Annotated in this window: 23 protein-coding genes; 9 read left to right on the plus strand and 14 right to left on the minus strand. The window is 62.5% G+C overall.

The window, feature by feature from the left end; all coding sequences use genetic code 11:
- The first annotated feature begins 33 nt into the window (after positions 1–33).
- Positions 34–300, plus strand: coding sequence for an acyl carrier protein (locus tag NKJ80_RS10320; protein ID WP_023670883.1), 267 nt, complete (start codon positions 34–36; stop codon positions 298–300).
- Positions 301–354: 54 nt separating this feature from the next.
- Here NKJ80_RS10320 and NKJ80_RS10325 read toward each other — a convergent pair whose 3' ends face one another.
- Positions 355–1,047 (minus strand): N5-glutamine methyltransferase family protein, encoded by a 693-nt coding sequence (locus NKJ80_RS10325; protein WP_023689767.1) that lies wholly within the window; start codon positions 1,045–1,047, stop codon positions 355–357.
- Between the two features lie 486 nt (positions 1,048–1,533).
- On the opposite strand from NKJ80_RS10325, the gene NKJ80_RS10330 reads away from it, so the two are divergent.
- Positions 1,534–1,905 carry a response regulator gene (locus NKJ80_RS10330; protein ID WP_023670881.1) on the plus strand — a complete coding sequence of 124 codons (372 nt, stop codon included), beginning with the start codon at positions 1,534–1,536 and terminating at the stop codon, positions 1,903–1,905.
- Positions 1,906–2,652: 747 nt separating this feature from the next.
- Here the strand turns inward: NKJ80_RS10330 and NKJ80_RS10335 are convergent.
- From NKJ80_RS10335 to NKJ80_RS10370, 8 genes are all read right to left on the minus strand, one after another.
- On the minus strand, positions 2,653–2,838 hold the full coding sequence (locus NKJ80_RS10335) for a hypothetical protein (protein WP_023681021.1): 186 nt from the start codon (positions 2,836–2,838) through the stop codon (positions 2,653–2,655).
- 638 nt (positions 2,839–3,476) lie between these two features.
- Positions 3,477–3,776 carry a hypothetical protein gene (locus NKJ80_RS10340; RefSeq protein ID WP_023729588.1) on the minus strand — a complete coding sequence of 100 codons (300 nt, stop codon included), beginning with the start codon at positions 3,774–3,776 and terminating at the stop codon, positions 3,477–3,479.
- 299 nt (positions 3,777–4,075) lie between these two features.
- On the minus strand, positions 4,076–4,714 hold the full coding sequence (locus NKJ80_RS10345; protein ID WP_023670877.1) for an NAD(P)H-dependent oxidoreductase: 639 nt from the start codon (positions 4,712–4,714) through the stop codon (positions 4,076–4,078).
- Positions 4,715–4,775: 61 nt separating this feature from the next.
- Entirely contained in the window at positions 4,776–5,831 is a 1,056-nt protein-coding gene (locus tag NKJ80_RS10350) for an aldo/keto reductase (protein ID WP_023670876.1), read from the minus strand.
- Between the two features lie 20 nt (positions 5,832–5,851).
- A complete protein-coding gene (locus NKJ80_RS10355; RefSeq protein WP_023670875.1) occupies positions 5,852–6,799 on the minus strand; it encodes an ABC transporter ATP-binding protein in 948 nt (315 codons plus the stop codon).
- Positions 6,777–7,775: an ABC transporter ATP-binding protein gene (locus tag NKJ80_RS10360; RefSeq protein ID WP_352497526.1), complete on the minus strand. Its 999-nt coding sequence runs from the start codon at positions 7,773–7,775 to the stop codon at positions 6,777–6,779. Before NKJ80_RS10360 ends, NKJ80_RS10355 begins: the two co-directional genes overlap by 23 nt.
- Positions 7,776–7,777: 2 nt before the next feature.
- Complete coding sequence (locus NKJ80_RS10365) at positions 7,778–8,776, minus strand: ABC transporter permease (RefSeq protein ID WP_023670873.1); 999 nt, start codon at positions 8,774–8,776, stop codon at positions 7,778–7,780.
- The gene (locus tag NKJ80_RS10370; RefSeq protein ID WP_023670872.1) at positions 8,777–9,763 is read right to left on the minus strand and encodes an ABC transporter permease; all 987 of its coding nucleotides are present in this window, start codon (positions 9,761–9,763) and stop codon (positions 8,777–8,779) included. It lies immediately after the preceding gene.
- 313 nt (positions 9,764–10,076) lie between these two features.
- On the opposite strand from NKJ80_RS10370, the gene NKJ80_RS10375 reads away from it, so the two are divergent.
- From NKJ80_RS10375 to NKJ80_RS10395, 5 genes are all read left to right on the plus strand, one after another.
- On the plus strand, positions 10,077–11,687 hold the full coding sequence (locus NKJ80_RS10375) for an ABC transporter substrate-binding protein (protein WP_023830917.1): 1,611 nt from the start codon (positions 10,077–10,079) through the stop codon (positions 11,685–11,687).
- 63 nt (positions 11,688–11,750) lie between these two features.
- Positions 11,751–12,935, plus strand: coding sequence for an LLM class flavin-dependent oxidoreductase (locus NKJ80_RS10380; RefSeq protein WP_023670870.1), 1,185 nt, complete (start codon positions 11,751–11,753; stop codon positions 12,933–12,935).
- Between the two features lie 9 nt (positions 12,936–12,944).
- Complete coding sequence (locus NKJ80_RS10385) at positions 12,945–13,982, plus strand: ABC transporter substrate-binding protein (RefSeq protein ID WP_023824726.1); 1,038 nt, start codon at positions 12,945–12,947, stop codon at positions 13,980–13,982.
- A gap of 14 nt (positions 13,983–13,996) precedes the next feature.
- On the plus strand, positions 13,997–15,214 hold the full coding sequence (locus NKJ80_RS10390) for an acyl-CoA dehydrogenase family protein (protein ID WP_023670868.1): 1,218 nt from the start codon (positions 13,997–13,999) through the stop codon (positions 15,212–15,214).
- An 8-nt stretch (positions 15,215–15,222) separates the two neighbouring features.
- Complete coding sequence (locus tag NKJ80_RS10395; RefSeq protein WP_031215075.1) at positions 15,223–16,485, plus strand: FAD-dependent oxidoreductase; 1,263 nt, start codon at positions 15,223–15,225, stop codon at positions 16,483–16,485.
- 31 nt (positions 16,486–16,516) lie between these two features.
- Here the strand turns inward: NKJ80_RS10395 and NKJ80_RS10400 are convergent, their stop codons facing one another.
- A complete protein-coding gene (locus NKJ80_RS10400; protein WP_352497527.1) occupies positions 16,517–17,563 on the minus strand; it encodes a rhodanese-like domain-containing protein in 1,047 nt (348 codons plus the stop codon).
- The gene (locus tag NKJ80_RS10405) at positions 17,560–18,918 is read right to left on the minus strand and encodes an LLM class flavin-dependent oxidoreductase (RefSeq protein ID WP_352497528.1); all 1,359 of its coding nucleotides are present in this window, start codon (positions 18,916–18,918) and stop codon (positions 17,560–17,562) included. The genes NKJ80_RS10400 and NKJ80_RS10405 overlap by 4 nt, the downstream gene beginning before the upstream one ends.
- A gap of 197 nt (positions 18,919–19,115) precedes the next feature.
- Here NKJ80_RS10405 and NKJ80_RS10410 point away from each other — a divergent pair, with 197 nt between their 5' ends.
- Positions 19,116–20,570 carry an FAD/NAD(P)-binding protein gene (locus tag NKJ80_RS10410; protein WP_352497529.1) on the plus strand — a complete coding sequence of 485 codons (1,455 nt, stop codon included), beginning with the start codon at positions 19,116–19,118 and terminating at the stop codon, positions 20,568–20,570.
- Positions 20,571–20,650: 80 nt separating this feature from the next.
- Here the strand turns inward: NKJ80_RS10410 and NKJ80_RS10415 are convergent, their stop codons facing one another.
- Positions 20,651–22,246 (minus strand): ABC transporter substrate-binding protein, encoded by a 1,596-nt coding sequence (locus NKJ80_RS10415; protein WP_023733276.1) that lies wholly within the window; start codon positions 22,244–22,246, stop codon positions 20,651–20,653.
- Positions 22,247–22,340: 94 nt separating this feature from the next.
- Positions 22,341–23,936, minus strand: a complete 1,596-nt coding sequence (locus tag NKJ80_RS10420; protein WP_352497530.1) for an ABC transporter substrate-binding protein — start codon at positions 23,934–23,936, stop codon at positions 22,341–22,343.
- A 335-nt stretch (positions 23,937–24,271) separates the two neighbouring features.
- Here NKJ80_RS10420 and gcvA point away from each other — a divergent pair, with 335 nt between their 5' ends.
- Positions 24,272–25,282, plus strand: a complete 1,011-nt coding sequence (gcvA, locus tag NKJ80_RS10425) for a transcriptional regulator GcvA (RefSeq protein WP_352497531.1) — start codon at positions 24,272–24,274, stop codon at positions 25,280–25,282.
- A gap of 6 nt (positions 25,283–25,288) precedes the next feature.
- Here gcvA and NKJ80_RS10430 read toward each other — a convergent pair whose 3' ends face one another.
- Positions 25,289–26,149: an NADPH-dependent oxidoreductase gene (locus NKJ80_RS10430; RefSeq protein WP_352497532.1), complete on the minus strand. Its 861-nt coding sequence runs from the start codon at positions 26,147–26,149 to the stop codon at positions 25,289–25,291.
- Positions 26,150–26,196: the final 47 nt, after the last annotated feature.

The raw sequence follows: 26,196 nt of genomic DNA on the forward strand, positions 1-26,196 counted from the left end.
TGATTTAATGGTGACGCCACGGAGGACGAATTCATGTTGACCATCAAGGAACGCACCGGAATCTACAGCGAGCAGATTCGTAGTTTCTTGGTTTCGAATTTCTACGTCAGCGACGTCAAGGCATTGCTGGATGACGCATCCTTGCTCGATCAAGGCATTGTCGACTCGACGGGTGTGCTTGAGATTATCGGCTTCATCGAGGAGACCTTTGGCATTACCGTCGAGGATAGCGAACTTCTGCCTGAAAACCTCGATTCCATCCAGGGGATCGAGCAATACATCATCCGCAAAATGAACTGATGGGTAAGCGTAACGCCCAGAGCAGCCCCGTATTTGGTCTGATTGTCGCAGGATTCATGCCTGCGTCTTGACTTGCCCCAGAACCACCCGGCCCTCGCCCGCTTCGTTCGAGACCGAACGGATGTTCTCGAATGCCTTGCTGCGTTCCAGCAGACCCGCTACCTGTCGGTCTTGGCCAAGCCCGACCTCGAAGAGCAGGATGCCGCCACGCCGCAGGTATCGCGGTGCGTCTTTCAGTACGCGCATATGAATGCTCAGGCCGTAAGGGCCGGCTGCAAACGCCTCGCGCGGCTCAAGCTCGATCAGATGGGCGCGGTCGCCCTCGAGCCGCTTTTCAGAAATGTAAGGCGGATTGCAGACGATTACGTCGATAGTTCCGTCTAACCCAAGGCCGATGAGAGAGTCGAACAAGTCGCCCTGAAGCACCGAAAGACGCTCAGCCATGCCGTGATGTGAGGTGTTGCGGCGTGCCGTTTCGACGCATTCATCGGTGAGATCGCTTGCCCAGACAAGGGCGCTGGGCACATGGTAGGCGATCGCGCACGCCAGATTCCCAGTGCCGCAGCACATATCAACTATGCGCGGAGCCGGCAGGTTCATCTGATGCAACACACCAAGCGCGGTCTTGCCGAGCAACTCGGTCTCAGGTCTGGGGACGAGCGCACCGGGCGAAACCAGCAGTTCAAGTCCCATGAACATGGCGCGGCCGGCGCCATAGGCATCAGCTACACTGAACTCTTTGCTCATGGCCGACCCCATCGCTTGATCTCCCCAGTATAGATCTGCGGCGCTCATGCGCCAGCCAAACCTGCTCCGAAATCATGAATTCTCAAGCCTTTCCTTCGAAAAACTGCAGGCACAAACTCGGTGCATCGCACTTCTGACGCTCATTGACCGATTGCAATCTCAGGTCGCCAAAGATGGAGAGAGAGGTGCTGCTCATGCTTTGAAGAGCCAATGGCGCGGTACGGCGGCTTTTAGATTTTGTGGATCGTGGAGAGGGGTAAACGCCTATCCAACTCTGATGGAGCGGAGGCGCGGACCGCAGCTCCATTGACGCGCTAATCTTCGGCTCCGGTAATTCAGCAAGTGGTCGGTGGAAGCGCCTCCGCTCCAGCATCAGCCTCACCTTGCTGCATGGAGAGGTTACCTATAGGTTTGCGGACATGTCGAAACAACTGTCCGAAGGTCTCGGATCGACATCTCATTTCCGGTCAATCGCAGAGAGGGGCCGTGAGCGAAAGCGTGAGTGTTCTGATTGTTGAGGATCAATGGCTAGTCGCGCAGGACACTGCCGCGCGGCTGCGTCGCGCCGGTTATCAGGTGGTCGGACCTGTGCCGTCGGTATCCGCCGCTCTGCGTCTTGTCGAATCGGACAAGATTGACGTGGCGTTGCTAGACATCCAGCTGAACGGTGAAACGGGTCTGCCGGTGGCGAGGATATTGCAGGCGCGAGGCATCCCCTTTGCCTTCTTGTCGGGATTTGGCCCCGCCGACGTTCCCGCGGCTTTCCGCGACTGCAGATTCCTGCCGAAGCCGGCAACCGATGCTGTCATCCTTGCTGCTGTTAGCGAGTTGGCGTCCCTGCGCACAGCTTCGCGCTGACATTCGCTCCGCCGCATTATTACCGGAGTTGCGCCCTGGCGACCTGGTAGGCCGGACGAGGTCAGTCTCACAAAGGGCAACATTGGCGCTTTGGCCATGAGGACGGCGGACTACGACCGGCGAGGACGGAAATTCAGCGTTCAAAAAGCATCCGCCGGGGTTCCACTTCTCGGCCTGTTGCGGCGATTTGGACTTAGGTCCGATCCCGGTCGCCAGAGGTCGGATTGCGGAACATCTGCCAAGGACCCACGTTCGGGGTTTGAGCACGGAGGTGCCGGCCGATCTCGAAGCGCAAGTTTCACGGGCAACTGTTGGGGAGTGTCGTAGTGCCGATTTCAAACGATATGGGGGACGAGTACCTGGAACTGGAATGTCCAAACTGTTCTCATGTCATCATAAAAAAGGGATCGTGGTTGAAGGTAATATCCAACTTCAACTGCACCCAATGCCATGCAAAAATCAGAATTGGTTATATGACCAAGCTCGCGCTTTTCGAGAAAAAAAGGCAAAGCATGAACCCGGCTGCGCAGTGAGAGTCCTAGCGGCCCGACAGTCGTTTGGGGTGGTGCGTTGAACCGTCGGGCCTGACCGGCCCGATGGCGGGGGAGCCAGGCCGGCTGGGTGAATCGTATACATTAGATCGTGCTTATCAAGCCCAAATACGCGGCGCGACATCGCCTGGTGACGCAACGGTGAACCCCGCGCCCGTATACGCGCTAGCAGGAACGTCGGCGGTCAACATGCCGCTCATTCGTAGAGAGTGCGAACAGCTTCATCAAACAACTCCACCTCGGCTTCAACCTTTTCAGCCGCTTTATCGACCTTGTCGAAACGCTTCAGCATTCGATTGTGGAGCATGGACAAGCGTGCCGCATGGTAGACCACGCTGCGCTTGTAACCTTCAGAGTCGAGTGGTTCGAACAACATTGTCATGGCAGAAATCCTCAATGTTTTTCATCCTGCAATCCTTCCCTAGTAAACCGCCAGTTAACTCTTTCGTTCCGCTGGTGATGCGAAGGCGCCCGAATGAATAACTCGTTGCGCTGTCTCCAGACTGCACGAGCGTGCTTCGTCTGTCTGAGGTTGGGCCCCAAGGCTTGCGCTTGCCTCGCCTGTTCGGCTCATGCTGCGTCAGTCACGACATCGACGGCCAGCTTCAGTTCAATCGCTTTGGGCGTGAGTTGAATACCGGCGCTGCCAAAAATTGCCGAATGATCATCCTGCTGTGGTGGGACCGCCGAACCCGTCAGGAGCGACGAACCGAGCCGGCTTGGATAGTCGCCCCGCCGCAAGGACGCGAGCGATCGAAGATCACGTCGGCAGGTGCTCTGCCCTCTCTAGGAAGCCGGCGCCGCGCGCACTTACTGAAAAAACCCAAACAGAATAAGAGCGAGAAAGGCAAACAGCAGCGCTGCAGCCGCTAGCAACACACCTTTGTTGGAGCCGCGCCGAGGTTGAGGGTCAGGCACGAGTTTTTTCCGGTTTGGGAGTTCATTCATTGGACATTAATTTGCGGCTGCAAATTAGGTTCCGCTCATGCTTGAATGCCTACAATGCCGCCCCACAGCGCCCTACAGGCGCACGACCTTCGCTAGCCCTAGGCGTATCCGCTGGCCTTCTGCAAAGGACAACGCGAACGATTCCTGATTGAATGACCTGGCAATTTCCTGATCTTTCTCAACCACGCGGACGAACCATTCGCCGCAGGTTTCTGTCACTTCGACGCAAGGCACGGCCTTGCGGAATGGAACCACGTTATCCATCACAGCCGACCTACGAGCAATGGCAACATCGGTCTTGTAAGGCCACCGAATTCGGGATTTCAATAAAAAAGTCGATACGGAGCAGGAGCGGCTCGCCGTGGAGGGCATGGCGAAGCTTCTGAAGCGGTTTGTCTGACCGACTGTCTAACCAGGTTGTCTACCCTCGACGCAAAGCCTTGTTCATCAAGGCGACTGGTAGGCCCGGAGGGCGAACGAAAATCGTCGATTTTGTTGGGTTTTTCGCGGGCAAAAATCAGAAATCTTCCCGCATCGTTCCGTATGGTTCCGAGGACGGCCAAAGCACCGAACGCTCGGTGTTTGGCCTTCAGATGGAGCACGAATAGCGAAACTTCCAGGCAGCCATCACCCTACTACACTAAAAGATGTTCACGACCTTCCCGAACCCCTTAGTTCCGTTTGCCGAGGCAGCCGGCACCTGGCCGAGCCCGATACCCGTCAGCCTGAAGCCAGCCTGACCGGTTGGCTCTTCGGCTGCCGCGCTGAAAGCAACGTCGCGAACTGGTCCACGGCCTGTGCGGCCAGCCCAGGCCCGTTGGATCCAAAAGCTTGCCGTCGGCAAAATCGCTGTCGCTGCCATAGACGACGCTCGGCACCCTCAGCGCCGAATAGAAGCCGAACGGCGGGCGAAGCTGGTGTTCGACCACCAGCGCGTGGCGCTGGCCGCCTCCCGTCGCGCCGATCAGGACTGGGCGATCGACGAGTGCCAGCGGATCGATGAGGTCGAACAGGCCAGCATAGGAACCATTATAGACCGGCGTCGTCACGATCAGCGCGTCGGCTTGTTCGACCGCGGCCACCACATCCAGCGCCTCCGGCGTCGATTCCTTACGCGTGAACGCAGCACCCAGACCGCGGCCGGCATCGACGAGATCGAGGAAATTCACTGTGACCGACAGTTTTTCGCGCAGTGCCTCACCCAGATGATGCGCCAGCCTCCGTGATTTCGACGGCCTATGGGTGTTGCCTGACAACACGACGATGTTCTGGCGCAGCCGTTCGACATGGAAATTCGTGGTCTCTCTCATCTGTGCGAAATGATTGGAGACTCTGACGGGGCCGCCGGCCCCGCCAGTCCACAGCTGACCGTCAGGCGGCGCGCAGAGGCCGCGTCAGCGGGATCGGTGCGGCCGGCTCGGAACGCGGCACACGGCCTTCGACCGGATGGCTCGGATCGTTGAACCCATGCGTCGAGGCATGGCCGGCGGTGACGAGGCGGTCGACAAAGGCCTCGTCCTCGGCGGTCAGCCTGAAGTCCAGCGCCTTGGCGTAGCTGTCCCACTGTTCCTCAGTGCGCGGACCGGCGATCGCCGCCGTGATCAGCCGGTTGTTGAGCACCCAGGCCAGCGCGAAATCGGCGGCCGAGACACCGCGCGACTTTGCGTGCGCCGCGATCTGCCTGGCGATCTCGATCGATTCCGGGCGCCACTCGGTCTCGGCGATACGCTTGTCGCCACGCCCGGCCCTAGTGTCGGCGGCTGGCGCCTGGTTGGGCTCGTATTTGCCGGTCAGCACGCCGCGCGCCAGCGGGCTGTAGGAGACGACACCAAGACCAAAATAGGCTGCCGCCGGCAGTTGCTCGGCCTCGGCGGTGCGGTTGACGATGTTGTAGAGCGGCTGGCTGGCCACCGGCCGGTCGATGCCGAGTTCATCGGCGAGATGCGCGACTTCGGCGATGCGCCAGCCACGGAAGTTCGACACGCCGAAATAGCGCAGCTTGCCCTGGCGGATCAGGTCGGCGATGGCCCGCACCGGCTCCTCCAGCGGCGCATCGAAGACGGCGCGGTGGAAATAGAACAGGTCGATGTAGTCTGTTCCCAGGCGCCTCAGACTGTTCTCGACGGTCTGGATCACCCATTTGCGTGAATGGCCGCCGAGATTGGGACCCTTGTCATGCGAGTTGACGAATTTGGTCGCCACCACCCAATGATCGCGCGTCGCCTTGATGCCGCGGCCAACAACTTCCTCGGACTTGCCATTGTGGTAGACGTCGGCGGTGTCAATGAAATTGACGCCTTGCTCGCGCGCCTTGTCGATGATGCGGTGCGCGACCGTCTCCTCGGTCGGCCCGCCGAACATCATGGTGCCAAGGCTGAGCGGGGAAACCTTCAGGGCGCTGCGGCCGAGATAGCGGTAATCGGACATTGTTTTGCTCCGTTGAACTTTCAGTTGAGGGTTGGTTCGGCGTAGTGGCAAGCGACGTGATGCCCCGCCGCGATCGCCCGGAATGCAGGCTCCTGCGAACGGCAGAGATCCGTCGCCAGCGGGCAGCGCGTGTGGAAACGGCAACCGCTGGGGATGTTCTGCGGGCTCGGCAGATCGCCATGGATCGGCGCTGCCTGACGCCGGCGCACCGGGTCCGGCACGGCGTCCATCAGTGCGCGCGTGTAGGGATGTTTTGGCGAGGTCCACAGCGTCGCATTGTCGGCGCTTTCGACGATGCGTCCGAGATACATGACCAGCACCCGGTCAGCGAAATAGCGGACCACCGACAGATCATGCGAGATGAACAGGTAGGACAGGCCGAGCTGCCGTTTCATGTCGACCAGCAGGTTGAGGATCTGGGCCTGGATCGAAAGGTCGAGTGCCGACACCGGCTCGTCGCAGACGACCAGTTCCGGATTGAGGATCAGTGCCCGGGCGATGCCGATGCGCTGGCGCTGACCACCGGAAAATTCATGCGGGTAGCGGCCAAGCGAATCCTTGGGCAGACCGACGCGCTCGATTATATCCTCTACAATCTTGCGCCGCTCGGCCTTGTTGCCGATGCTATGGACTTTCAGCGGCGCGGTCAGGATGTCGCCAATCGTGTGGCGCGGGTTGAGCGACGCGAACGGATCCTGGAAAATCATCTGGATGTTGCGGCGCGCCGCCTTCAGCCGGCGGGCGTCGAGAACGGTGATGTCGGTGCCGTTGAACTCGATCTTGCCGCTGGTCGGATCGACCAGCCGCATGATCGTCTTGCCGAGGCTCGATTTTCCGCAGCCGCTTTCGCCGACGAGGCCAACCGTTTCGCCGCGTCCGACCTCGAGCGAGACGCCGTCGACGGCGCGCAACGCACCACCCTGAGCATGGAAATGCGTGGAGAGGTCAGAGACCGAGAGCAGCGCCATGCGCAACCTCCGGAATGAAGCTGTAGGGGCAGGCGACGAGGCGATCCTCGCTCACCTCGACGAGGTCGGGCACGAAATGGCCGCAGCTATCGCGCGCCACCGCGCAGCGCGGCCGGAACGGGCAGCCTTTCTCGCCAGCGGCCGAGACGATGCTGCCGGGTATCTCCGTCAGCCTGGCGTCGCGGTAGTGCAGATTGGTCTTCAGCCTTGGCGAAGCGGCCAGCAGGCCGCGCGTATAGGGATGGAGCGGGGTTCTGAACAGCGCGCCGGGCAGCGCCTGTTCAACCTTGCGTCCTGCATACATGACGACGACCTTGTCGGCCCACTGCGCGACGACGCCGAGATCGTGGGTGATGAGCACGACAGCCATCGACAGTTCGCGGCGCAGCGTATCGAGCAGGTCGAGCACCTGCGCCTGGATGGTCACATCCAGCGCCGTCGTAGGTTCGTCGGCAATCAGCAGGCGCGGACGGCAGGCAACGGCAATGGCAATCATGACTCGCTGGCGCATGCCACCGGAAAGCTGGTGGGGATAGTCGTCGATGCGCCGCTGCGGATCGGGAATACGCACCAGATTGAGAAGCTCGATGGCACGGTTCCGCGCTGCCTTGCCGCGTATGCCTTCGTGCAGCGTCAGTACCTCGGTGATCTGCCGGCCGATGGTCAGCACCGGGTTGAGCGACGTCATCGGCTCCTGGAAGATCATGGCGATCTCGCGCCCGCGCAGGTTCCGCATCGCCTTCTGGTCGAGACCGAGCAGATCCCTGCCGGCGAACTCGATCCTTCCATTGGGGATCTTCGCCGAGCGCGGCAGAAGCTGCATCAGGGCAAGTGCTGTCAGCGATTTGCCGGAGCCCGATTCGCCGACGATCGCCAGCGTCTCGCCTTCGCCGACCTCGAAACTCAGCCGGCTGACCGGCTCGGTGCTCGGGAAGCGAACCGTCAGATTGTCGACCTTGAGCAAAGCAGCGGCCATCTCTAGCGCTCCTGCAAGAAGCGCGGGTTGAGCGCGTCGTTGAGGCCGTCGCCGATCAAGTTCAGCGCCAGCACGGTGAAGACGATCGCAAGCCCCGGCAGTGCTGTCAGATACCAGGCGGTGCGGATCAACTCCCTGCCCGCTCCTATCATCGAACCCCAACTGACGACATTGGGATCGCCGAGGCCCATGAAGGACAGCGCCGATTCCATCAGGATTGCGGTTGCCACCATCACCGACGAGGTCACGATCAAAGGCGGCAGCGCGTTTGGCAATATCTCCCGAAAGATGATGCGGGCATGGCCATAGCCGAGGCTGCGCGCGGCCATGACGAAATCCTTTTCGCGAATGGCGCGGAATTCGGCGCGGGTCAGCCGCGCCACCGTCGGCCAGGTGATGACGGCGATCGCCACCGTCACGACAAGCGCCGTCGGTTGCGCGATCGCCACCATGACGACCAGAAGCACGAAGCTCGGTATGGTCTGAAAGATCTCGATCAGGCGCACCAGCACGTCATCGATCCAGCCGCCGAAATAGCCGGCGGTGGCGCCGACAAGGATGCCGAAGCTCAGGCCAAGTGCTGTCGCCACCAGGCCGACGAACAGCGAAATCCGCGCACCGTGCAGAATGCCGGAAAGCACGTCGCGGCCCATGGAATCGGTGCCCAGCGGAAAGCCAGGATTCTGCCCCGGCCAAAGGAAGGGCCGCGCCACCATCGACAGCGGATCGGCCGGATAAACGACGGGCGCCAGCAATGCTGCGAGCACGACCAGCGACAGGAACACCACGCCGAACATGGCGTTGGGATTGCGGAGGAAAATCCTCAGCGCCCGGCCGCCGGCTGCAATCGGTACCGACGCCGCAGAGGCGGAGCGCGCGTCGGGCGCGTGAAGATTGCTCCAGCTCTTCGCCTCGGGTTCAGCCGGTGCCGCAGGCTCGCGAGCCTCGGCATAGGCGCGGCGGGAGCGGGCGTCGCCCGCGACGAAATCGGTTGAAGCCATTCAGCGCACTCCGATGCGGGGATCGAGCCAGGCGTGCAGCAGATCGACCGTCGCATTGGCGACGATGACCAGCAGCGACGACAGCAGCAGGATGCCGAGCAGCACCGTGAAATCGCGGCCCATGACCGCCTCGAAGGCGAGGCGCCCGAGGCCGGGCCAGGAATAGACGGTCTCGACAACCACGGCGCCGCCAAGCATGCCGCCGACATGCATGCCGGCCATGGTGGTGATGGGGATCAGCGCGTTGCGCAGGACATGGCGGATGGTGATGATGGTTGGCGACAAGCCCTTGGCGGCGGCGGTGCGCACATAGTCCTGCGATTGGACTTCCAGCATCGCCGCACGCGTCAGCCGCGCATAGATCGCCACGTAGAACAGTGCCAGCGACAGCGCCGGCAGGATCATGTAGCGCACCTTGTCCCACAGGCCGGCGAGACCGGTCAGATTGCTGCCGATGGTTCCCGAACCGCCGCTCGGCAGCCAGCCGAGCTTGACCGAGAACAGCACGATCAGCATCAAGCCGATCCAGAAGCCCGGGATCGAATAGAACAGCAGCGAAACGACCGAAAGCAGACGATCCGGCAGGCGTCCCGAAAACACCGCCATCAACGATCCGAGGACGAGACCGAGTGCGATGGCGATACTCAGCGCCACCGCCATCAGCAACAGTGTGCCCGGCAGCCGCTGGCCGATCAGGTCGGCGACCGGCATGCCGTAGCGCGGCGAAAAGCCGAGACTGAAATGCGCCAGGTTGTAGAGATAGTTGAACAGCTGGACGAGCAGCGGATTGTCGAGCCCGAAGCGCTCGCGCAGCGCAGCCATGGTTTCCACCGTGGCCGAACCGGCCTCGCCGGCCATGACGTCGGCAGCATCGCCCGGCGCAAGCTGCAGCAGGAAGAAGTTCAGGATGACGATGCCCAGAACGGTTGGCACCGCCTGGATGGCCGTGCGCCGGAAGGTTCTGCCAATGCGCGTCAGGGTCGACATCGTTTTCGCTATCCCGGCTGTGGCTGACGATGCGGGTTTACTGTTTCCCGGAAGTTCCGTGCTTTTTAGTTGACAAGATTTATAGACGTTGTCAAACCTGATCTAAGAAATTTTGTTCTGCAAATGGCGAAACTGCAGAATAGAATTTTGTTTCATGCTACAAAAAAAGCCATTTGAAGTATGAAATCTTAAGTGCGGGAGCGCGGCGGCCAAATCTTTTCACAAACGGGCCGGCTCTTGGAACGATGGATTTTTCACCCGGCTGCCGACGACCGGCCGATTGATGCCGGCAGCAAAAAAGGACCAGGGCACCATGTCTCATTTCCTCACTCCGAACCGCCGCAGGTTCCTCGGCCTTTCGGCGACAGTGCTCGGAGCCACCCTGTTGCCCGCATCGCGCAATGCCTACGCAGCCGAGCCGAAACAGGGTGGGACGGCGACGCTGCTGCTCTCGGCCGAGCCGCCGGTGCTGACGACGATCGCCCACACCGCATTCAATTCGGTCTACGTCTCGGCAAAGACCACCGAGGGCCTGCTGACCTATGATTTCGATCTCACGCCGCGGCCATCGCTGGCCAGGCAGTGGTCGGTCAGCGACGATGGCCTGCAATACACATTCAAGCTGCGCGAAGGCGTGAAGTGGCATGACGGCCAGCCATTCACCGCTGCCGACGTCGCCTATTCGATCGCCACGATTAAGGAGGTTCATCCGCGCGGCCGCAACACCTTCCTCAACCTTGTCGATATCCAGACGCCGGATCCGCTGACCGTGACGCTGGTTCTGTCGAAGCCGGCACCTTACCTGATCACGGCGCTGGCCGCGGCCGAAACGCCGATCGTGCCGAAGCATCTTTATGACGGCAGCAAGGCCGCCGAGAATCCGGTCAACACGGCTCCGATCGGCACCGGCCCATTCGTCTTCAAGGAATGGGTCCGCGGCAGCCACATCGTCTACGAACGCAACCCCGGCTATTGGGATGCACCGCGCCCCTATCTCGACCGGCTGATCGTGCGTTTCATTCCGGACGCCTCGGGACGCGCACTGGCGCTCGAGACCGGCGAGATCGACCTGGCGCCGGCAACGCCGATCCCGTACAGCGATTTGCAGCGCTTCGAAACGCTGCCGCATATCGGCTTCGAGAAGCAGGGTTACCAGTATTCCAACGGCATCAGCCGGGTCGAGTTCAACCTGGAGAAACCCTATTTCCAGGATGTTCGCGTCCGCCGCGCCTTCGCCCATGTCATCGACCGCGACATCATCCGCGACACCATCAACTACGGCTATGGCGCGACCATTCCGGGCCCGATCAATCCCAATCTGAAGAAGTGGTTCGTCGCCGACCTGAAGACCTATCCGGTCGACATTGCTGCCGCCGAGAAACTGCTCGACGAAGCAGGCTTGCAACGCGGTGCCGACGGCACCCGCCTCAACCTTGTCCACGACTATGTCCCGAGCGGCGAGACCTACAAGCGCGGCGCCGACTACATCAAGCAGGCGCTGTCCGCGGTCGGGATCGCGGTCACCGTGCGCAGCCAGGATTTCGCCACCTACACCAAGCGCATCTACACCGACCGCGATTTCGACTTCACCTTCAACGGCATGAGCAATCTGTTCGACCCGACGGTCGGCGTGCAGCGCCTCTACTGGTCGAAGAATTTCAAGCCGGGCGTGCCGTTCTCGAATGGCTCGAAATACAGCAACCCCAAGGTCGATGAACTCCTTGAAGCGGCCGCTGTCGAGGTCGACCACGAAAAGCGCTTCGAGCAATGGGCCGCGATCCAGCAGATCCTGGTCGAGGACCTGCCCGACATCGGCATCGTCAGCCAGCCGGAAATCACCCTCTACAACAAGCGCATCGCCGACCACACGGTGGGCGCCGAGGGCAATGCCGGCTCCCTCGCAACAGCCCACATCGTCGCCTGATCCGCCAAACCCGTGCGCGGTCTTCACGCACGGGTTCCCTGCCTCCATCCGAGAAAGTTCGCCATGACGCTCGCCCATAAGCCTGGTTCCATCGTCGGCACGCCCTTCTTCAGGGCGCCCACCGATTATCCCGACAGCCCGCTGTCGAAAGCGCTTCAGCAGCCGGTGCTGCTCGGGCTGTTCCTGCCGATCCAGGCCGGTGGTTGGACCAACTCGACCCTGGAGCGTTCGACCGACTGGCGCTTCGACTACAATCGCGACCTGACGCTCAGGGCGGAAGAGCTTGGCTTCGACCTTGTCTTTGCCCTCAGCCAATGGCTGCCCAAGGGTGGTTATGGCGGTGTCTTCAACGGCCAGGCGCTTGACAGTTTCGTGTCCATCGCAGCCATGGCCGCGATCACCAAGAGGATCATGCTGATCTCGACCATGCATGTTCTCTACGGCCCGTGGCATCCGCTGCATCTGGCGAAATTCGGCGCTACTCTCGACCACATCTCCGGCGGCCGCTGGGGCATCAATGTGGTCACCGGCCATCGCGCCGTCGAACACGAGATGTTCGGCTGGAACCGCATCGAGCATGACCGCCGCTACGAACTCGCCGCCGAGTTTGTCGAAGTGCTGCAGCGGCTGTGGCAGGACGACGAGAATTTCTCCTTCTCCGGAGAATCGAGCTGGAAGCTCAACGGCGGCTTTGTCACGCCGAAGCCGAATTACGGCCGGCCGATCCTGGTCAACGCCACCGGCTCCGACGCCGGCATTTCCTTTGCCGGCCGTTACTCCGACATCGTCTTCGTCACCAGCCCGGCCGGCTCAGACATAGCCAGCGCGCTGGAGGCGCTGCCGGCGCATACCAAGAAGGTAAAGGACGCGGCCCTCGGTGTCGGCCGCACCGTGCGCACGCTGCTCAACCCGCTGGTCATCAGCCGACCGACCGAGAAGGAAGCCTGGGCGGTCGCCGACCAGATCGTCGCCCATGCCGACAGCCGCACGCCGAAAGGCTTCCAGACCTTCAACAGCGACGCCCAGGCCTGGAAAGGTCGAGAAGGCCGTGACGATCCCTACGCCAAGGTCGGCGGCAACATCTATCTCATCGGCACGCCCGAGCAGATCGTCGACCAGTTCGTCAAGCTCAAGGACGCCGGCATCGACGGACTGCAACTGTCCTTCTTCGACTTCAAGCCGGATCTCGAATTCTTCGGCGAGAACATCCTGCCGCTGATGAAGCAGGCCGGCCTGCGCAACGTCTGAGGAGCAATCATGACCACGACTGCGATCTCCGAAATCTGGTACACACGCTGCCCGGTGCCGACGCCTGTCGGACTTGCGGCACAACTCGGGCTTCTCGAGGAAACCTTCCGCAAGGAAGGGATCGAATTGAAGTCGATCATCGACTCGCCCAACCGCGATATCCGCCAAAGCCATTTCAACCACACGCTCGACTGGTCGTTCCGCCACGGCGGCAACGTGCCGCCGATCCGTGCCCGTTCCGAAGGGCGCAAGACGCGTCTCGTCGGCATCACCTGGACCGACGAGTTCCAGGCCATCATCGCCTTGCCCGGCTCCGGCATCAAAACGACCAGAGACCTGAAAGGCCGCCGCTTCGGCATCGCCCGGCGTCCCGAAGGCATCGTCGACTTCATGCGGGCGACGGCGCTGAAGGGCCTGGTATCGGCGCTGTCGCTCGAGGGCCTCAGCCATGCCGACGTCGAGATCGTCGACATCGCGCTGACCGACAGTGTGCTCGACAGCCAGGAAGGGCCATCGTTGTTCGGCCTCAAGCGCAAGCAGGCCTATGGCGAGGAGGCAGCAGCCCTGATCCGTGGCGACGTCGACGCCATCTATGTCAAGGGCACGGCCGGCATCAATGTCGCCAATCTGATCGGCGCCATCCAGGTCGCCGAATTCGGCTTCCACCCGGAGCCCAATATCCGCATCAATTCCGGTTCGCCGCGCGTGCTGACCGTCGACGATTTGCTGGCAAAAGAACGCCCCGATCTGATCGCTCGGCTGATCGAGACGATCCTGCGCGCCAGCGCCTGGGCCGAGGCGCATCCCGACGAGACGCGGCGCTTCGTTGCCCGCGAATCCGGCGCCACCGAAGAGCAGGTGCTGGCGGCCAACGGTCCGGATGTCCACAAACATCTCGGCCTCGGGCTGCAGCCCGAGCTCATCGCGGCGGTTTCCCACTACAAGGATTTCCTGTGCGACTGGGGTTTTCTCGCCAGCGATTTCGACGTCGAGAAATGGGTCGATCGCCGGCCGCTCGATCTGGTGACCATTCGCGCCGCCGCCTGAGAGGAAGCCAGCTCATGACCTCGACCATTCCCGAGTTTCCACAACTCCTCGACACGGCAGCCGGCCTTGCCAACGACTTCGCGATGACCGCCGCGCATCACGACGCGACCGGGGATTTTCCGTTCGCCAATTTCGACCGGCTTCACCAGGCCGGGCTGCTTGGCCTGGTGACGGCGCGCGAGCATGGGGGCCTCGGTGGCGGGCTGGTGGAAGCCCAGGCAGTGATCGCCGAGATCGGCCGTGGCGAGCCGTCGACGGCGCTGGTGCTGGCCATGCATTACAACAGCCAGTACGCGCTGCGGAAATCCGGCAAATGGCCGCGCCATCTGGTGCAGCGGATTGTCGAGGCCGGCCGCCTCGGCCCTGCTTTGATCAACGCCGCGCAGGCCGAGCCGGGGATCGGCTCGCCCGCTCATGGCAAGCCGCCCGAAACCATTGCCCGGCGCGACGGCAATGTCTGGCGGATATCCGGCCACAAGAATTACGTCACCGGCATTCCCATTCTGAAATGGGTGAACTTGCTGGCGCTGACCGACGAGCCGCAACCGCGCCTCGCCTCGTTCCTGGTGCCGACCAATGCGCCGGGATTGCGCGTCGAAAAGACATGGAATGCCGCCGGCATGCGGGCCACCGCCAGCGACGATGTCATCCTCGACAATGTCGTGGTGCCTGCCGAAGACATTACCGAGGCACAGCCGGCGTCTGAACCGCTGAGGCGTGAAGAAGGGCCGACAGCGTTCTTCTTTTCGCTGATCGGCGCTGTCTACCATGGTGCGGCCCGCGCGGCCCGTGACCGGCTGGCCTCCTTCGTCACCACGCACGCGCCGGCGAGCCTCGGCGCGCCGCTATCGACGGTGCCGCACATCCAGGCGGGGCTGGGCGACATCGAGGTTCGGCTTGCGACCAGCACGCGGCTGCTGCGTTCGCTCGCCGAAGATGTCGATGCCGGCCGACCGGTCGGCACCGACGGCATGACGGTCAGGCATGTCGTCATCGACAATGCCGTTGCCGTCACCTCGCTGGCGCTGGAGCTTGCCGGCAATCCCGGCCTCAACAGAGATTTCCAGCTCGAGCGCCACCATCGCGATACGCTGACCGCGCGCTCGCATGCACCACAGAACCACATGATCCGCACGATCGCCGCCAAAGCGGCGCTCAGCCGCCACGCTGCCCCTCAGGTAGCCGAGCCGCCGGCTGTTGCTGTCAAACCCAGGCTCAAGGCGGTCGGGTGAGCGGCGTCATGGCATCCGAACATGTCGAAGTCGCCATCGTCGGTGGAGGCCCTGGCGGCCTGACACTGGCGCAGGGCCTGAAGAAGAACGGCATCGGCGTCGCCGTCTTCGAGAAGGATCGCGCCCGCACCGACTATGTCCAGGGTTTCCGCCTGCGCATCCGCCAGCGCGGCATCGATTCGCTGATCGCCAATCTGCCGCCGGAACTCTACGAAGCCTTTGTCGCCACGCTCGGCCAGGCGCCGGACCGCAACATCCTGCTCGACGAGAATTTCGAAACCTTGGGCGAGGATGCCTGGGGTGGCGGCAATGCGCAGGGCGAGGTTGACGACACGCATATCGAAAAGTCGGTGAGCCGCATCACGCTGCGCCAGGTGCTGCTGTCCGGCCTCGACGGTGTCGTGCGCCATGGCAAGGTCTTTTCACGCTACGAGGAGCAGCCGGACGGTTCGGTAACAGCGCATTTCGAGGACGGCTCGACAATCCATGCCGATGTGCTGGTCGGCGCCGACGGCGCCCGCTCGCGCGTGCGCCAGCAATTGGTGCCGCAGGCGCGAAGCTTCGACACCGGTGTCAGACGCCTCGCCGGCAAGATGACGCTGCATGCCGCAGCCCTTCACCAGATCTCGCCGCTGCTGCTCGACTACAATGCCGGCATCCGGCCGTCGGAAGGTCACGGGCTGATGGTCACCAGCCATCGCGTCAATGTCGAGGCCTATCGTAGATATGGGCTGATCGGGCTGGACGACGACACCCACAAGGACGTTGCCGGTTTCCATTTCAACAACACCACCAGCTATGTCTGGTGGAACACCGCGTATGAAAAGGATGAGCTCGCCACGGACGATGCGCTGGCAAGGCTCTCCGGCGCCGAACTGCTCGACTTGCTGATCTCGAAGATCGGCCACTGGCACAAGGACATCCTCAACCTCATTCGCTACACCGACCCGTCGACGGTGGCGCTGTTGCACGTCCACAGCTCGGAGCCTGTCGATCCGTGGCCGACGAAACGGGTGACGCTGCTCGGGGACGCCATCCATGCCATGACCTATTTCCGCGCGCTCGGCGGCAACACCGCGATCTATGATGCCGGGCTGCTGGTGCCGGAACTGGTGGCCGCCAGACGCGGCGACAAACCACTCCTCGAAGCCTTGTCGGACTATGAGGCGAGGATGCTGGAACACGGCGCCAATGCGGTGCGGTCTTCGCTGACGGCGATGCAGAAGAATGTCCTCTCAGGCCGCCGCCGTCAAAAGGAAGCCGCCGAATAGCGGCCTCCAAAATCACTCGACAGTTCTTCCTCTACGCCGCGTCCAGGCTGGCCGACTGGAAGTCATGCAACAGGATCGCGGCGCGGACGCCGAGCAGGTCGTCGATGAGCACGACACGAGCGCCGCGCACGGCGATGGTTCGGTAGGCGACGCCGAGCAACTGCCCGCCCTCCGACGCGATCGAGCCCGGAATATGCGCTTCGGCGAACTCCTCCGGCGTGCGCACGTCGAGCAGGTAGGTCGTCCGCTTGTCGTCCTTCGCCCATGCCGCCGCGGTCGCGGCATCGATGCGCGGAAAGCTGTCGCCTTCGGTAAGTCTTGCGATGTGTTCTCCGGCGAAGCGCTTCGCGTCCTCGCTGGCTGGACCATAAGCGGCAGTCCTGCCGATTTCGGGCGCAAGGCCCGCTTCGCGCCATGCCTTGGTGCCGTCGTGCAGATAAGCAACCTTGTTGGGCACGCCGGCGTCGATCAGCGTCTGTGCGCCGATGATGGCGCGCGGCAAGCCGGCACAGGAGACGATCACCCGCGTGTCCGGCGACGGCACCAGATCGGCGAAACGCAGCACCAGTTCGGCACCCGGCACGCTGATGGCGCCGGGCACATGGTCCTTGTCGAACTCCGCCACCGTCCGGCTGTCGAGGACGATCACGTCGGCGCCCTGGCCCTTGAGTGCCACTAGTTCATCAACGGTGATGACCGGCGTTCCCTTCGCGTCTCGGATCGCCAGCGAAAAATCGACGCCCGGCGTGTCGAAGGTCGGCAAGCCTTCCAAACCGCCTTTCGTCCATTCCGGAATTCCACCGGCCAGTGCGAAAAGCTGGCTGCGACCATGCCCGGACAACCGTTCGACAAGTTGCTCGGCAACGCAGCTGCCGTCATCGGCCAGCACGGTGCGCACCGATTTGCGCGGGATGAAGCGGTCGATCTCCGCTTCGACGTGATCCGCCGGCAGATTGGTGGCAAACAGCGGCGACGCGTATCCGACTGCCGCTCTGTGCCGGATATCCAGCACCGCCAGTTCCTCGCCATCGGCCAGCCATTGGCGAAAAATTTTCGAATCGATCGTGCTCGCGCTCATGAGGCTTTCCTCTGCTGATGTTCGGCAACGCCACGGACCGGACGCGCAAGGCCGAGATTCTCGCGCAGCGTGCTGCCTTCGTAAGCGGTGCGGAACAGGCCGCGCCGCTGCAGCTCCGGGATGACGAGATCGACGAAATCGGTGAGGCCCGTCGGCAGGATCGGCGGCATGACGTTGAAGCCGTCGGCCGCGCCGCCGGTGAACCACTCTTCCATCATGTCGGCGACATCCTTTGGCGTGCCGACGATCTGGAAATGGCCACGTGCACCGGCAACGGCGAGGTACAATTGCCGGATCGTCAGGTTCCGGCTCGCGGCCAATTCGGAAACGACTTTCAGCCGGCTTTTCACCGCATCGGAACTGCCGAGTTCCGGCAATGGTCCGTCGAGCGGATAACCGGAGAGATCCACGCCGCCGAGCAGTCCGGAAACCAGCGCCACGCCGACCACCGGATCGACCAGGCGCTGGATGGCGTCGAACTTGCCCTCGGCTTCAGCACGTGTCGGCGCGACGACCGGAAAGACACCGGGCATGATCTTCAAGCTGTTGGCGTAGCGGCCAAACGAGCCCAGCCGGCCCTTCAGCTCGCTGTAGAAACCCCGCGCCGAGTCGACGGCGGGATGGGCGGTGAAAACCACCTCCGCCGTCCTGGCTGCCAGCTGCTGGCCGGCATCCGAAGATCCGGCCTGGACGATAACGGGATGGCCCTGCGGCGGGCGGGCAACGTTGAGCGGTCCCTTGACGCGGAAATGCCGGCCAACATGGTCAGGGGCATGGATGCCATGCCGGTCGATGGCGACGCCTGAAGCCTTGTCGGCGACGAAGGCATCGTCGTCCCAGCTGTCCCAGAGCTTCTGCGCCACGGCAACGAACTCTTCCGCGCGGTCGTAGCGGTCGGCATGGACGGGATGCTGGTCACGGCTGAAATTCGACGCCGCCGGCGCGTCGGCCGAGGTGACGACATTCCAGCCTGTCCGGCCGCCGCTCAGATGGTCGACCGAGGCAAACAGGCGCGCCAGATGGAAAGGCTCCCAATAGGTGGTCGAAGCGGTCGCGACGAGCCCGATCCTCTGCGTCACCGTCGAGAGCGCCGACAACAACGTCAGCGGCTCGAAATGCACGACATGGCCGGTGCGTTCAAAAGTCTCGATCGGCTGCTCGCCATTGCGCGCGCTGAGGCTGTCGGCAAGAAACACCATGTCGAAGAGGCCGCGCTCTGCGGTGCGCGCGGCGTCCGCGTAGTGCTGAAAACTCAGGCCCGGATTGGCCGGCACATCGGGATGGCGCCAGGCAGCGACATGATGGCCAGGCCCTCGGACAAAGGCGCCAAGCCTCATCTTTCGATCTTCAGTCATGGTCGGCTCTCGTGGCGTTCTCAGGCTGGTCGCGCTATGGTTTTCATCTCTAGCGCCTGCCAACCCCACTGCGCGAAAGAATGCCTTTCGCCGACTGGCAATTATTGTTTTTTGACATCGGGTTGGGGCACAGCACGATGGTCGCCGCCGCAGTGATCGGCTAGAGCCACGCACCGTCGGCGTCACAAAGGTCCTTGATGCGTCATACCCCGTCCTCCCAGCCTTCAATCAGCACTTCGCGCTCGATCCCTCGTTCAATCATCATCATTGGCGGCGGCTTTGCCGGCGCGGTTACCGCGATCAAGCTGCTCGACCGTTCGACCGAGCCGCTGGCGATCACCATCATCGAGCGACGGGCCGAGCTCGGCCGCGGCGTCGCCTACAGCACCATCGACCCACAACACCTCGTCAACGGCGCGGCGCGCATCTTCTCGCTGCACCCGGACGACCCAGATCACCTCGTCCGCTGGCTCCTGGCGAATGGGCCGGAGCACGGCTGGATGCCGCCGGAAGATGTCCCGGACTCCAGCCCGCCGCGTTGGCTGTTCGGCAGCTATGTCCAGTCCGAATTGACCAGGGCGATCCGGGAAGCAGACCCGCGTTCCTCGCTGCGCCACGTCAAGGCATCGGCAATCGACATGCTGACCGGTCCATCCGGCGTCTGTGTCGGCACAAGCGATGGCCAGCAATTGCTGGCCGACGAGGTTGTGCTGGCGACCGGCGTGTTCCAGAGCGAGCCGTCCGCCACGGAAGCAGCCATCGTCGGCGATCCCCGCTATGTCGCCAACCCCTGGAATCCGGCGGCGCTCGACCGGCTTGCCGACAGCAGGCAATTGCTGCTGATCGGCTCGAGTCTCAGCATGGTCGACGTCGTCGCCAGCATGGAGGCGCGCGGCTTCAAGGGCAGCTATCGCGTCGTGTCGCGGCGCGGACAGATCGTCGAGCCTCGGCGCAATACCGAAGCGTGGCGCGATTTTCTTACCGGGCGGCCGCTGCCGAAAACCACGAGAGCGCTTCTTGCCTTGGTAAAGGCCGAACGCCGGGCCATCGAGGCCGCCGGGCTGGACTGGCAAGGGCTGCCTTTGACGATCCGGCCGTGGATCCTGGCTCTGTGGCAAGGCGCCACCGACAAGGAGCGCCTGAAGTTCGCACGCCATCTGCGCGCTTTCTGGGACGTCACCGCGCATCGAGCGGCGCCGCCGAGCTTTGAGCGCGTCGCACTGGCGCAAAGCCAAGGCCGTTGGGCGGGCGGCGCCGGACGGGTGCTGGCACTCCATCCGCGAGCCGGCGGCTTTGTCGCCGAGATCCGCTGGCGCGATAGCGGCGCGGTCGAACGGCTGCGTTTCGACGGTGTCGTCAACTGCCGGGGCCATCAGGAGCATGACTGGCGGCGGATCGCCGATCCGTTTGTCCAGAGCCTGCTGGAGAACGGCATCGTCAGGCCGCATGCGACCGGGTTCGGCATCGACGCCACGCATGACGGCCAGGTGATTTCCGGCGACGGCAGGACCCACGGCAATCTGTTTGCCATCGGTCATCCGCTGCGCGGCGTCGCCTGGGAATCGAGTTCCATCGGCGAACAGCTGGCGCAAGCCATCGCCCTTGCCGGCCTTCTGGTCGGCTCCAGCCCAAGGCTGCGTGCTCTGGCCTGACCGTTCTGCACCTCAAGACCATAGAAACGAAAAGGGCCGCGTCGAGACGCGGCCCCTTTTCTTGCTGATGTCCGCCGGGTTCAGGCGTTCGGATCGATATATGCGTCTGCGAAACTGGCCGACAGGCCTTCAGCACCCGGCGCGTAATTCTTAACGGTCTTGCGGGCAATGATGATGGTCGGCGGTGCGATCAGATTGATGATCGGCAACTCGTCGGCGATGATCTCCTGGAACCTGAAGAACAGCTGCTTGCGCTTGGCCTCGTCAAGCTCCACCGATGCGGCCTCCAGCAGCCGGTCGACCTCAGGGTTCTCGTAGTGCGCGCCGTTGGAGAATGGCAGCCCGATCTTGATGTTCTTCGACCAGTAGAGCCGTTGCGCACCGGCGCTCGGGTCGAAGATGTTGCCGCAGGATTCCGTCGACAGGTCCCAGGTGCGATCCGTGTAGATGGTTTTGACATAGGTGCCGAAGTCGAATTTCTGGATCTCGGCGTCGATGCCGATCTTGGCCAGTGCCTGTTTGAGGAAGTCAGCATAGCCCCACGGATTGTAGGGATTGTTGGTGAGCCTGAGCTTGAAGCGGATGCCGTCCGCTCCGCGCTTGAAGCCAGCCTCGTCGAGCAGTTTTTCCGACAGCGCCGTATCGACGGTCGCCGCCTTCACATCGGGATCGAAATACTTCTTGTTGACGACGCTGATCGGTGTCGGCGACACTTGGCCATAGCCGTAGAACACGATGGCATTGATCGCATCAAGATCGATGGCATGCGCGATTGCCTGACGGACCTTCTTCTCCTTCAGGATCGGGTTTTCCAGGTTGATGATCAGCTGGTGCAGCGGGCCGCTATAGGCAAAGACGGTGCTATCGACGACGAACTGCGGCAACGCCTTGAACCGCTCCAGATCGGCAAACGCCACCGGGTTCGGGCCGATGTCGACTTCACCCGTCTCGAGTGCCGCGGCGCGCGCGCCGGGATCGGTGATGAAGCGGAAGATGATCCGGTCGAGATAGGGTTTTGGCGCATCCCAATAGGTCGGGTTCTTCTCGACGATGATGTGGCTGCCCTTGACCCATTCCTTGAGCACGAACGGTCCACTGCCGATGATCTGCTCGAAGGACGGATCGTCCGCCGGCTTCAGCTTCTCGTAGATGTGCTTGGGCACGACGGGCGATTCCGTCGCGGCCAGCCCCGAGATCAGCGCGGCGGACGGTTTAGACAGTTTGATTTTCACCACATGCGGATCCGACGTGTCGACGTCGGTGACATTCTGGAAGGTGATGCGTCCACGCGGATGCGCTTCACGCAGCCGCGAGATCGAAAAGGCCACGTCTTGCGATGTCAAATCATGGCCGTCGCTGAATTTCACCCCCGGCCGCAGCTTGAAGACATATTCGAGCCCGTCATCGCTGATCGACCATTCGGTGGCCAGTTGCGGCCTTGGATTGAGGTCGTAGTCGTAGGCGAGCAGGCCGTCGAAAATCTTCGGCCCGATGGTGGCCGGTCCACCGGCGCTGGTGTTGATGGAAACGATCTGGTTGGGCTCGGGATAGTAGACGAAATTGAGCGTGCCGCCCGCCACCGGCTTGGCGTCTTCGGCAAAGGCCCCGGCAGGTAGGGCGGTACTCGCGCCGGCCAGCAGCAGGAACTGATTGAACAAGCGTCGGTTGATGGTCATGGTCGATACTCCGCGTTTGCGCGATTTGTCTTTATGGGGAAAAGTCGGGATCGGTGGTTTCACGCACCGATCCAAGGCAAGGCAATCCGAGCGCCTATGCGTTTGGCGCGAGCCAGATCTGCGCGAAGCTGTTGTTGATGCCTTGCGCTCCGGGTGCGAAATCCCTGACCTTCTTGTTGGCAACAATCTGGGCACCGGCCGCAACGAGGTCGACCGACACCACGTCGTCATGGATGATGTGCTGGAACTTGTACCAGAGCTCGCGCCGTTTCGTTTCGTCGGGCTCGATTGCGGCGGCTTCGAGGATCTGGTCGACCTCGGGGTTCGCATAGTGGCTGGCGTTGGAGAAGACGAGGCCGATCTTGAAATTCTTCGACCAGTAGGCGCGCTGGACGCCGAGCGTCGGATCAAAGGTGTTCGACAGCGACTCAACCACCAGGTCCCAGGCGCGGTCGGTGTAGACGGTCTTCAGGAACGTCGACAGATCGAGCTTCAGGATCTCGGCGTCGATGCCGACCACTGCCAGCGACTGCCTGATGAAATCGGCATAGGACGCCGGCAGGAACGCGTTGTAGGCGAGCCGGAGCTTAAAGCGCGTGCCGTCGGCGCCGCGCGGATGGCCGGCATCGTCGAGCAGTTTCTCCGCCAGTTTGGGGTCGGGTTCGCGCGCCTTGATGCTGGGGTCATACCATTTGGGCAGTGCCGTGCTGATGGGACTTGGCGATACCTGCGCATAGCCATAGAGCGCAATGTCGACCAGCTTCTGCAGGTCGATCGCGTGGGCGATGGCCAGACGCACGTCGCGCTTGGTCAGGATTTCGTTCTCGTAGTTGAAGAACAATTGCTGCTGCGGGCCGGAATAGGCATAGGTGTTGGTGTCGACGACCAAAGCGGGGTTGGCCTTCAGCCGCTCGATATCGGCCAGCGGCACGGGATTGGCGCCGATATCGATCTCGCCGGTTTCAAGAGCCGCCGAGCGTGCCGCCGGGTCGAGAATGACATGCAGCACGACGCGGTTAAGGTAAGGCCTTGGCGCATCCCAATAGTTCGGATTGCGATCGAAGATCAGATGGCTGCCGGGCACCCATTCCTTGAGAACGAAGGGGCCGGTGCCGATCGTCTGTTCCAGCTTGGGCTGTTCTGCCGGCTTGAACGTTTCGTAGACATGCTTCGGCACGATCGGTGATTCCGAACTGCTCAGCGCCGTGATCAGATAGGGCGCCGGCTTCGAAAGCACGACAATGGCGGTGTGCGGATCGGGCGTCTCGACCGCTGTCACGTTCTGGTAGGTGATGCGGCCGCGCGGATGCGCCTCCTTCAGCCGGAAGATGGTGAAGGCAACATCTTCCGAGGTGAAGTCCTTGCTGTCATGCCACTTGACACCCTGGCGCAGCTTGAAGGTGTAGCGCAGGCCGTCATCGCTGATCGACCACTCCGTGGCCAGCAGCGGTTTCGGGGTGAGGTCGTAGGCGAAATCAAGCAGGCCTTCATTCACCTTGGGGCCGATCGCCTGGCCGGTGCCCGACGAGGTGTTGATGGCGATCAGCGACGTCGGATCGGGATAGTAGGCCCAGTTGAGCGTGCCGCCCTGAACGGGCGTGCCTTCGGCTGCAAAGGAAAAGCCGGGCAATGCGAAGCTCGCACCGCCAAGCAGCAAGAGCTGGTTGAAATGACGACGATTGACAGACATGGTCTTGGGCTCCGGAAAACGGATTGCATCCGGCGGCCGAACGCACTCCGGCGCCTCGACGCAATGATCCCTGCCGTCGCGCAAAACCGGAAGAATGATTTTCTATCGTCGGCCGAAAGCGCCGCTTTGCACGACTGGTTCATTCCAGGCCTGCGAAGCCGACCGACACCCAAATCGGTGCTGCCCGTCTTATTCTACAAGAATAGTAGACATTGCGATTTTTTAGATTTCCGTTCCCGCTGGCGCGACGCTGCGGCAAACGAAATTTTCCGCCGCGCGCTTTGGCGCAAAGCCCGCCCTCGTCGCGCCGGGTCCGAACGTGTTGAATGCGCCTCATGGTTGATCTCATTCGCGCCAAACCGAGGAAGCTACGACCGACGCTGGCGAGACTTCCGCCGCTGACCTCGCTTCGCGCCTTTGTCGCAACCGCCCGCCATCTGAGCTTTACGCGAGCGGCGGAAGAACTCCATGTCACGCCCGCCGCCATCGGCCAGCAGATCCGCCTGCTGGAGGATCACCTGGGGCAACCGCTGTTCCAGCGCAACCGGGGCGAGCTTTTGCTGACCTCGGCCGGTCAGGCGCTGATGCCCGGGCTCACCGAGGCTTTCGACGTCGTTGTCGAATCGGTCGCGCGTATTTCCGGCGACGAGGAGGATGCGCCGATCAAGGTGTCGGTCGCGCCCTCCTTCGCCAGCAAATGGCTGATCCCGCGCCTCGACGCGCTGCGTGAGGCGGTGCCCGGACTCGAAGTACTGGTCGATGCATCGACAAGGCTTGCCGACTTTGCCAGCGAAGATATCGACTGTGTCATCCGCTACGGCTCGGGTGCCTATAGCGGCCTCATCACGGAACGGCTGTTCTCGGAAGCGGTGCTGCCTGTCTGCAGCCCCGAATTTGCCCGCACGCACGGCCTCTTCCGTGGACCGGAAGGGCTGCGTAACGCGCCGATCCTGCATGAGGACGGGCCGGAGCGCGATCCAAGTTGCCCCGACTGGAAGGGCTGGCTGCGATCCAACGGCCTGTCCGGCCGCCTTGTCGACGGCGGCATACGGCTTAGCCAGTCCTCGCTGGTACTCGACGCCGCGGTTGCCGGCAAGGGCATCGGTCTCGGCAAATTCCGACTGGCCGAGCCTGACCTTGCGGCAGGGCGGCTGGTCAGCCCTTTCGGCTCGCCGCAGCCGGTCGAGTTTTCCTATTACTTCGCGACGACGCCACACAAGGCGAAGCTCGCGACCGTCGAGCGCTTCCATGGCTGGCTGAAGGCTGAGGCGCGAAGGGTTGGCGCACTCGACTTCACACCGCCGGCAGCACTGCCGGCGCGCATCGCCATCTTTGCCGCCGAATAGCCTTGGCTATTTAAGCTTGAAGCCCAGCGCCTTGAGCGCATCACCCAGGCGATCACGGCCTTTCAGCGCCGCAGTGCTGCCGATGCGGTTCGACATCAGTTCGGTCCAGTCGCCAACGGGCATCGACTGCTCTTGCTGAAAGGTGCGAAGCGTCAGGTTGTACGCTGCGAGATCGTCCTGATCGAAGCCTGACTGATAGCGCTCGCGATGCAGCACAACACGCTGCGGCAGTCTGGGCTTGATGTCGGTCGCAGCCAGGAGATCGGGACAGCCAACGGTCAGGCCGAACACCGCCACGGTTTCCGGCGGCAGGCCGAGCTCTTGCGCCACGGCCTCAGGATGATTGCGCATGGCGCCGATGTAGCAGGAGCCGAGCCCGAGCGCATCGATTGCCACCACGGCATTCTGCGCGGCAAGTGCTGCGTCGATCACGGCCAGCAGAAAACTCTCCTGATAATCGAGCCCCTCGCCCGCCCGGCTGTTTGCCTCGGCAATGGCGCGCAGCCGTGGCAGGTCGGCCAGCCAAACCAGCAGCAACGGCGCCTGCTCGATATGGCGATTGACCGCCGCCAGTCCGGCAAGCCGCGCCTTGCGCGCCGGATCCTCGACGGCGATGACGCTCCACGCCTGCAGATTGGACGAGGTCGGCGCCGACTGGGCGGCAGCGATGATCAGTTCGAGCGTCCCTTCGGGCAGAGGCCTGGCGAGATAGTTGCGGACCGAGCGATGTGAAAGGATCGCCTCGAGGGCTTCGTTCCAGTTTGCAGTGTTCGCCTCTTGCGGCGCCCGGTAACGCCGCCTTAGTGCTGCTTCACCGCGCAGGTCGGCGTCGGAAGGGCGGATGCTGAAAGCGGCCGGCTGTGGCATTGTCGTCCCTATTTGGCGATCTGGCTCGTTCGGTGTTCTGACAACCC

Source organism: Mesorhizobium sp. M0030, from assembly GCF_040323695.1.
Classification (GTDB): Bacteria; Pseudomonadota; Alphaproteobacteria; order Rhizobiales; family Rhizobiaceae; genus Mesorhizobium.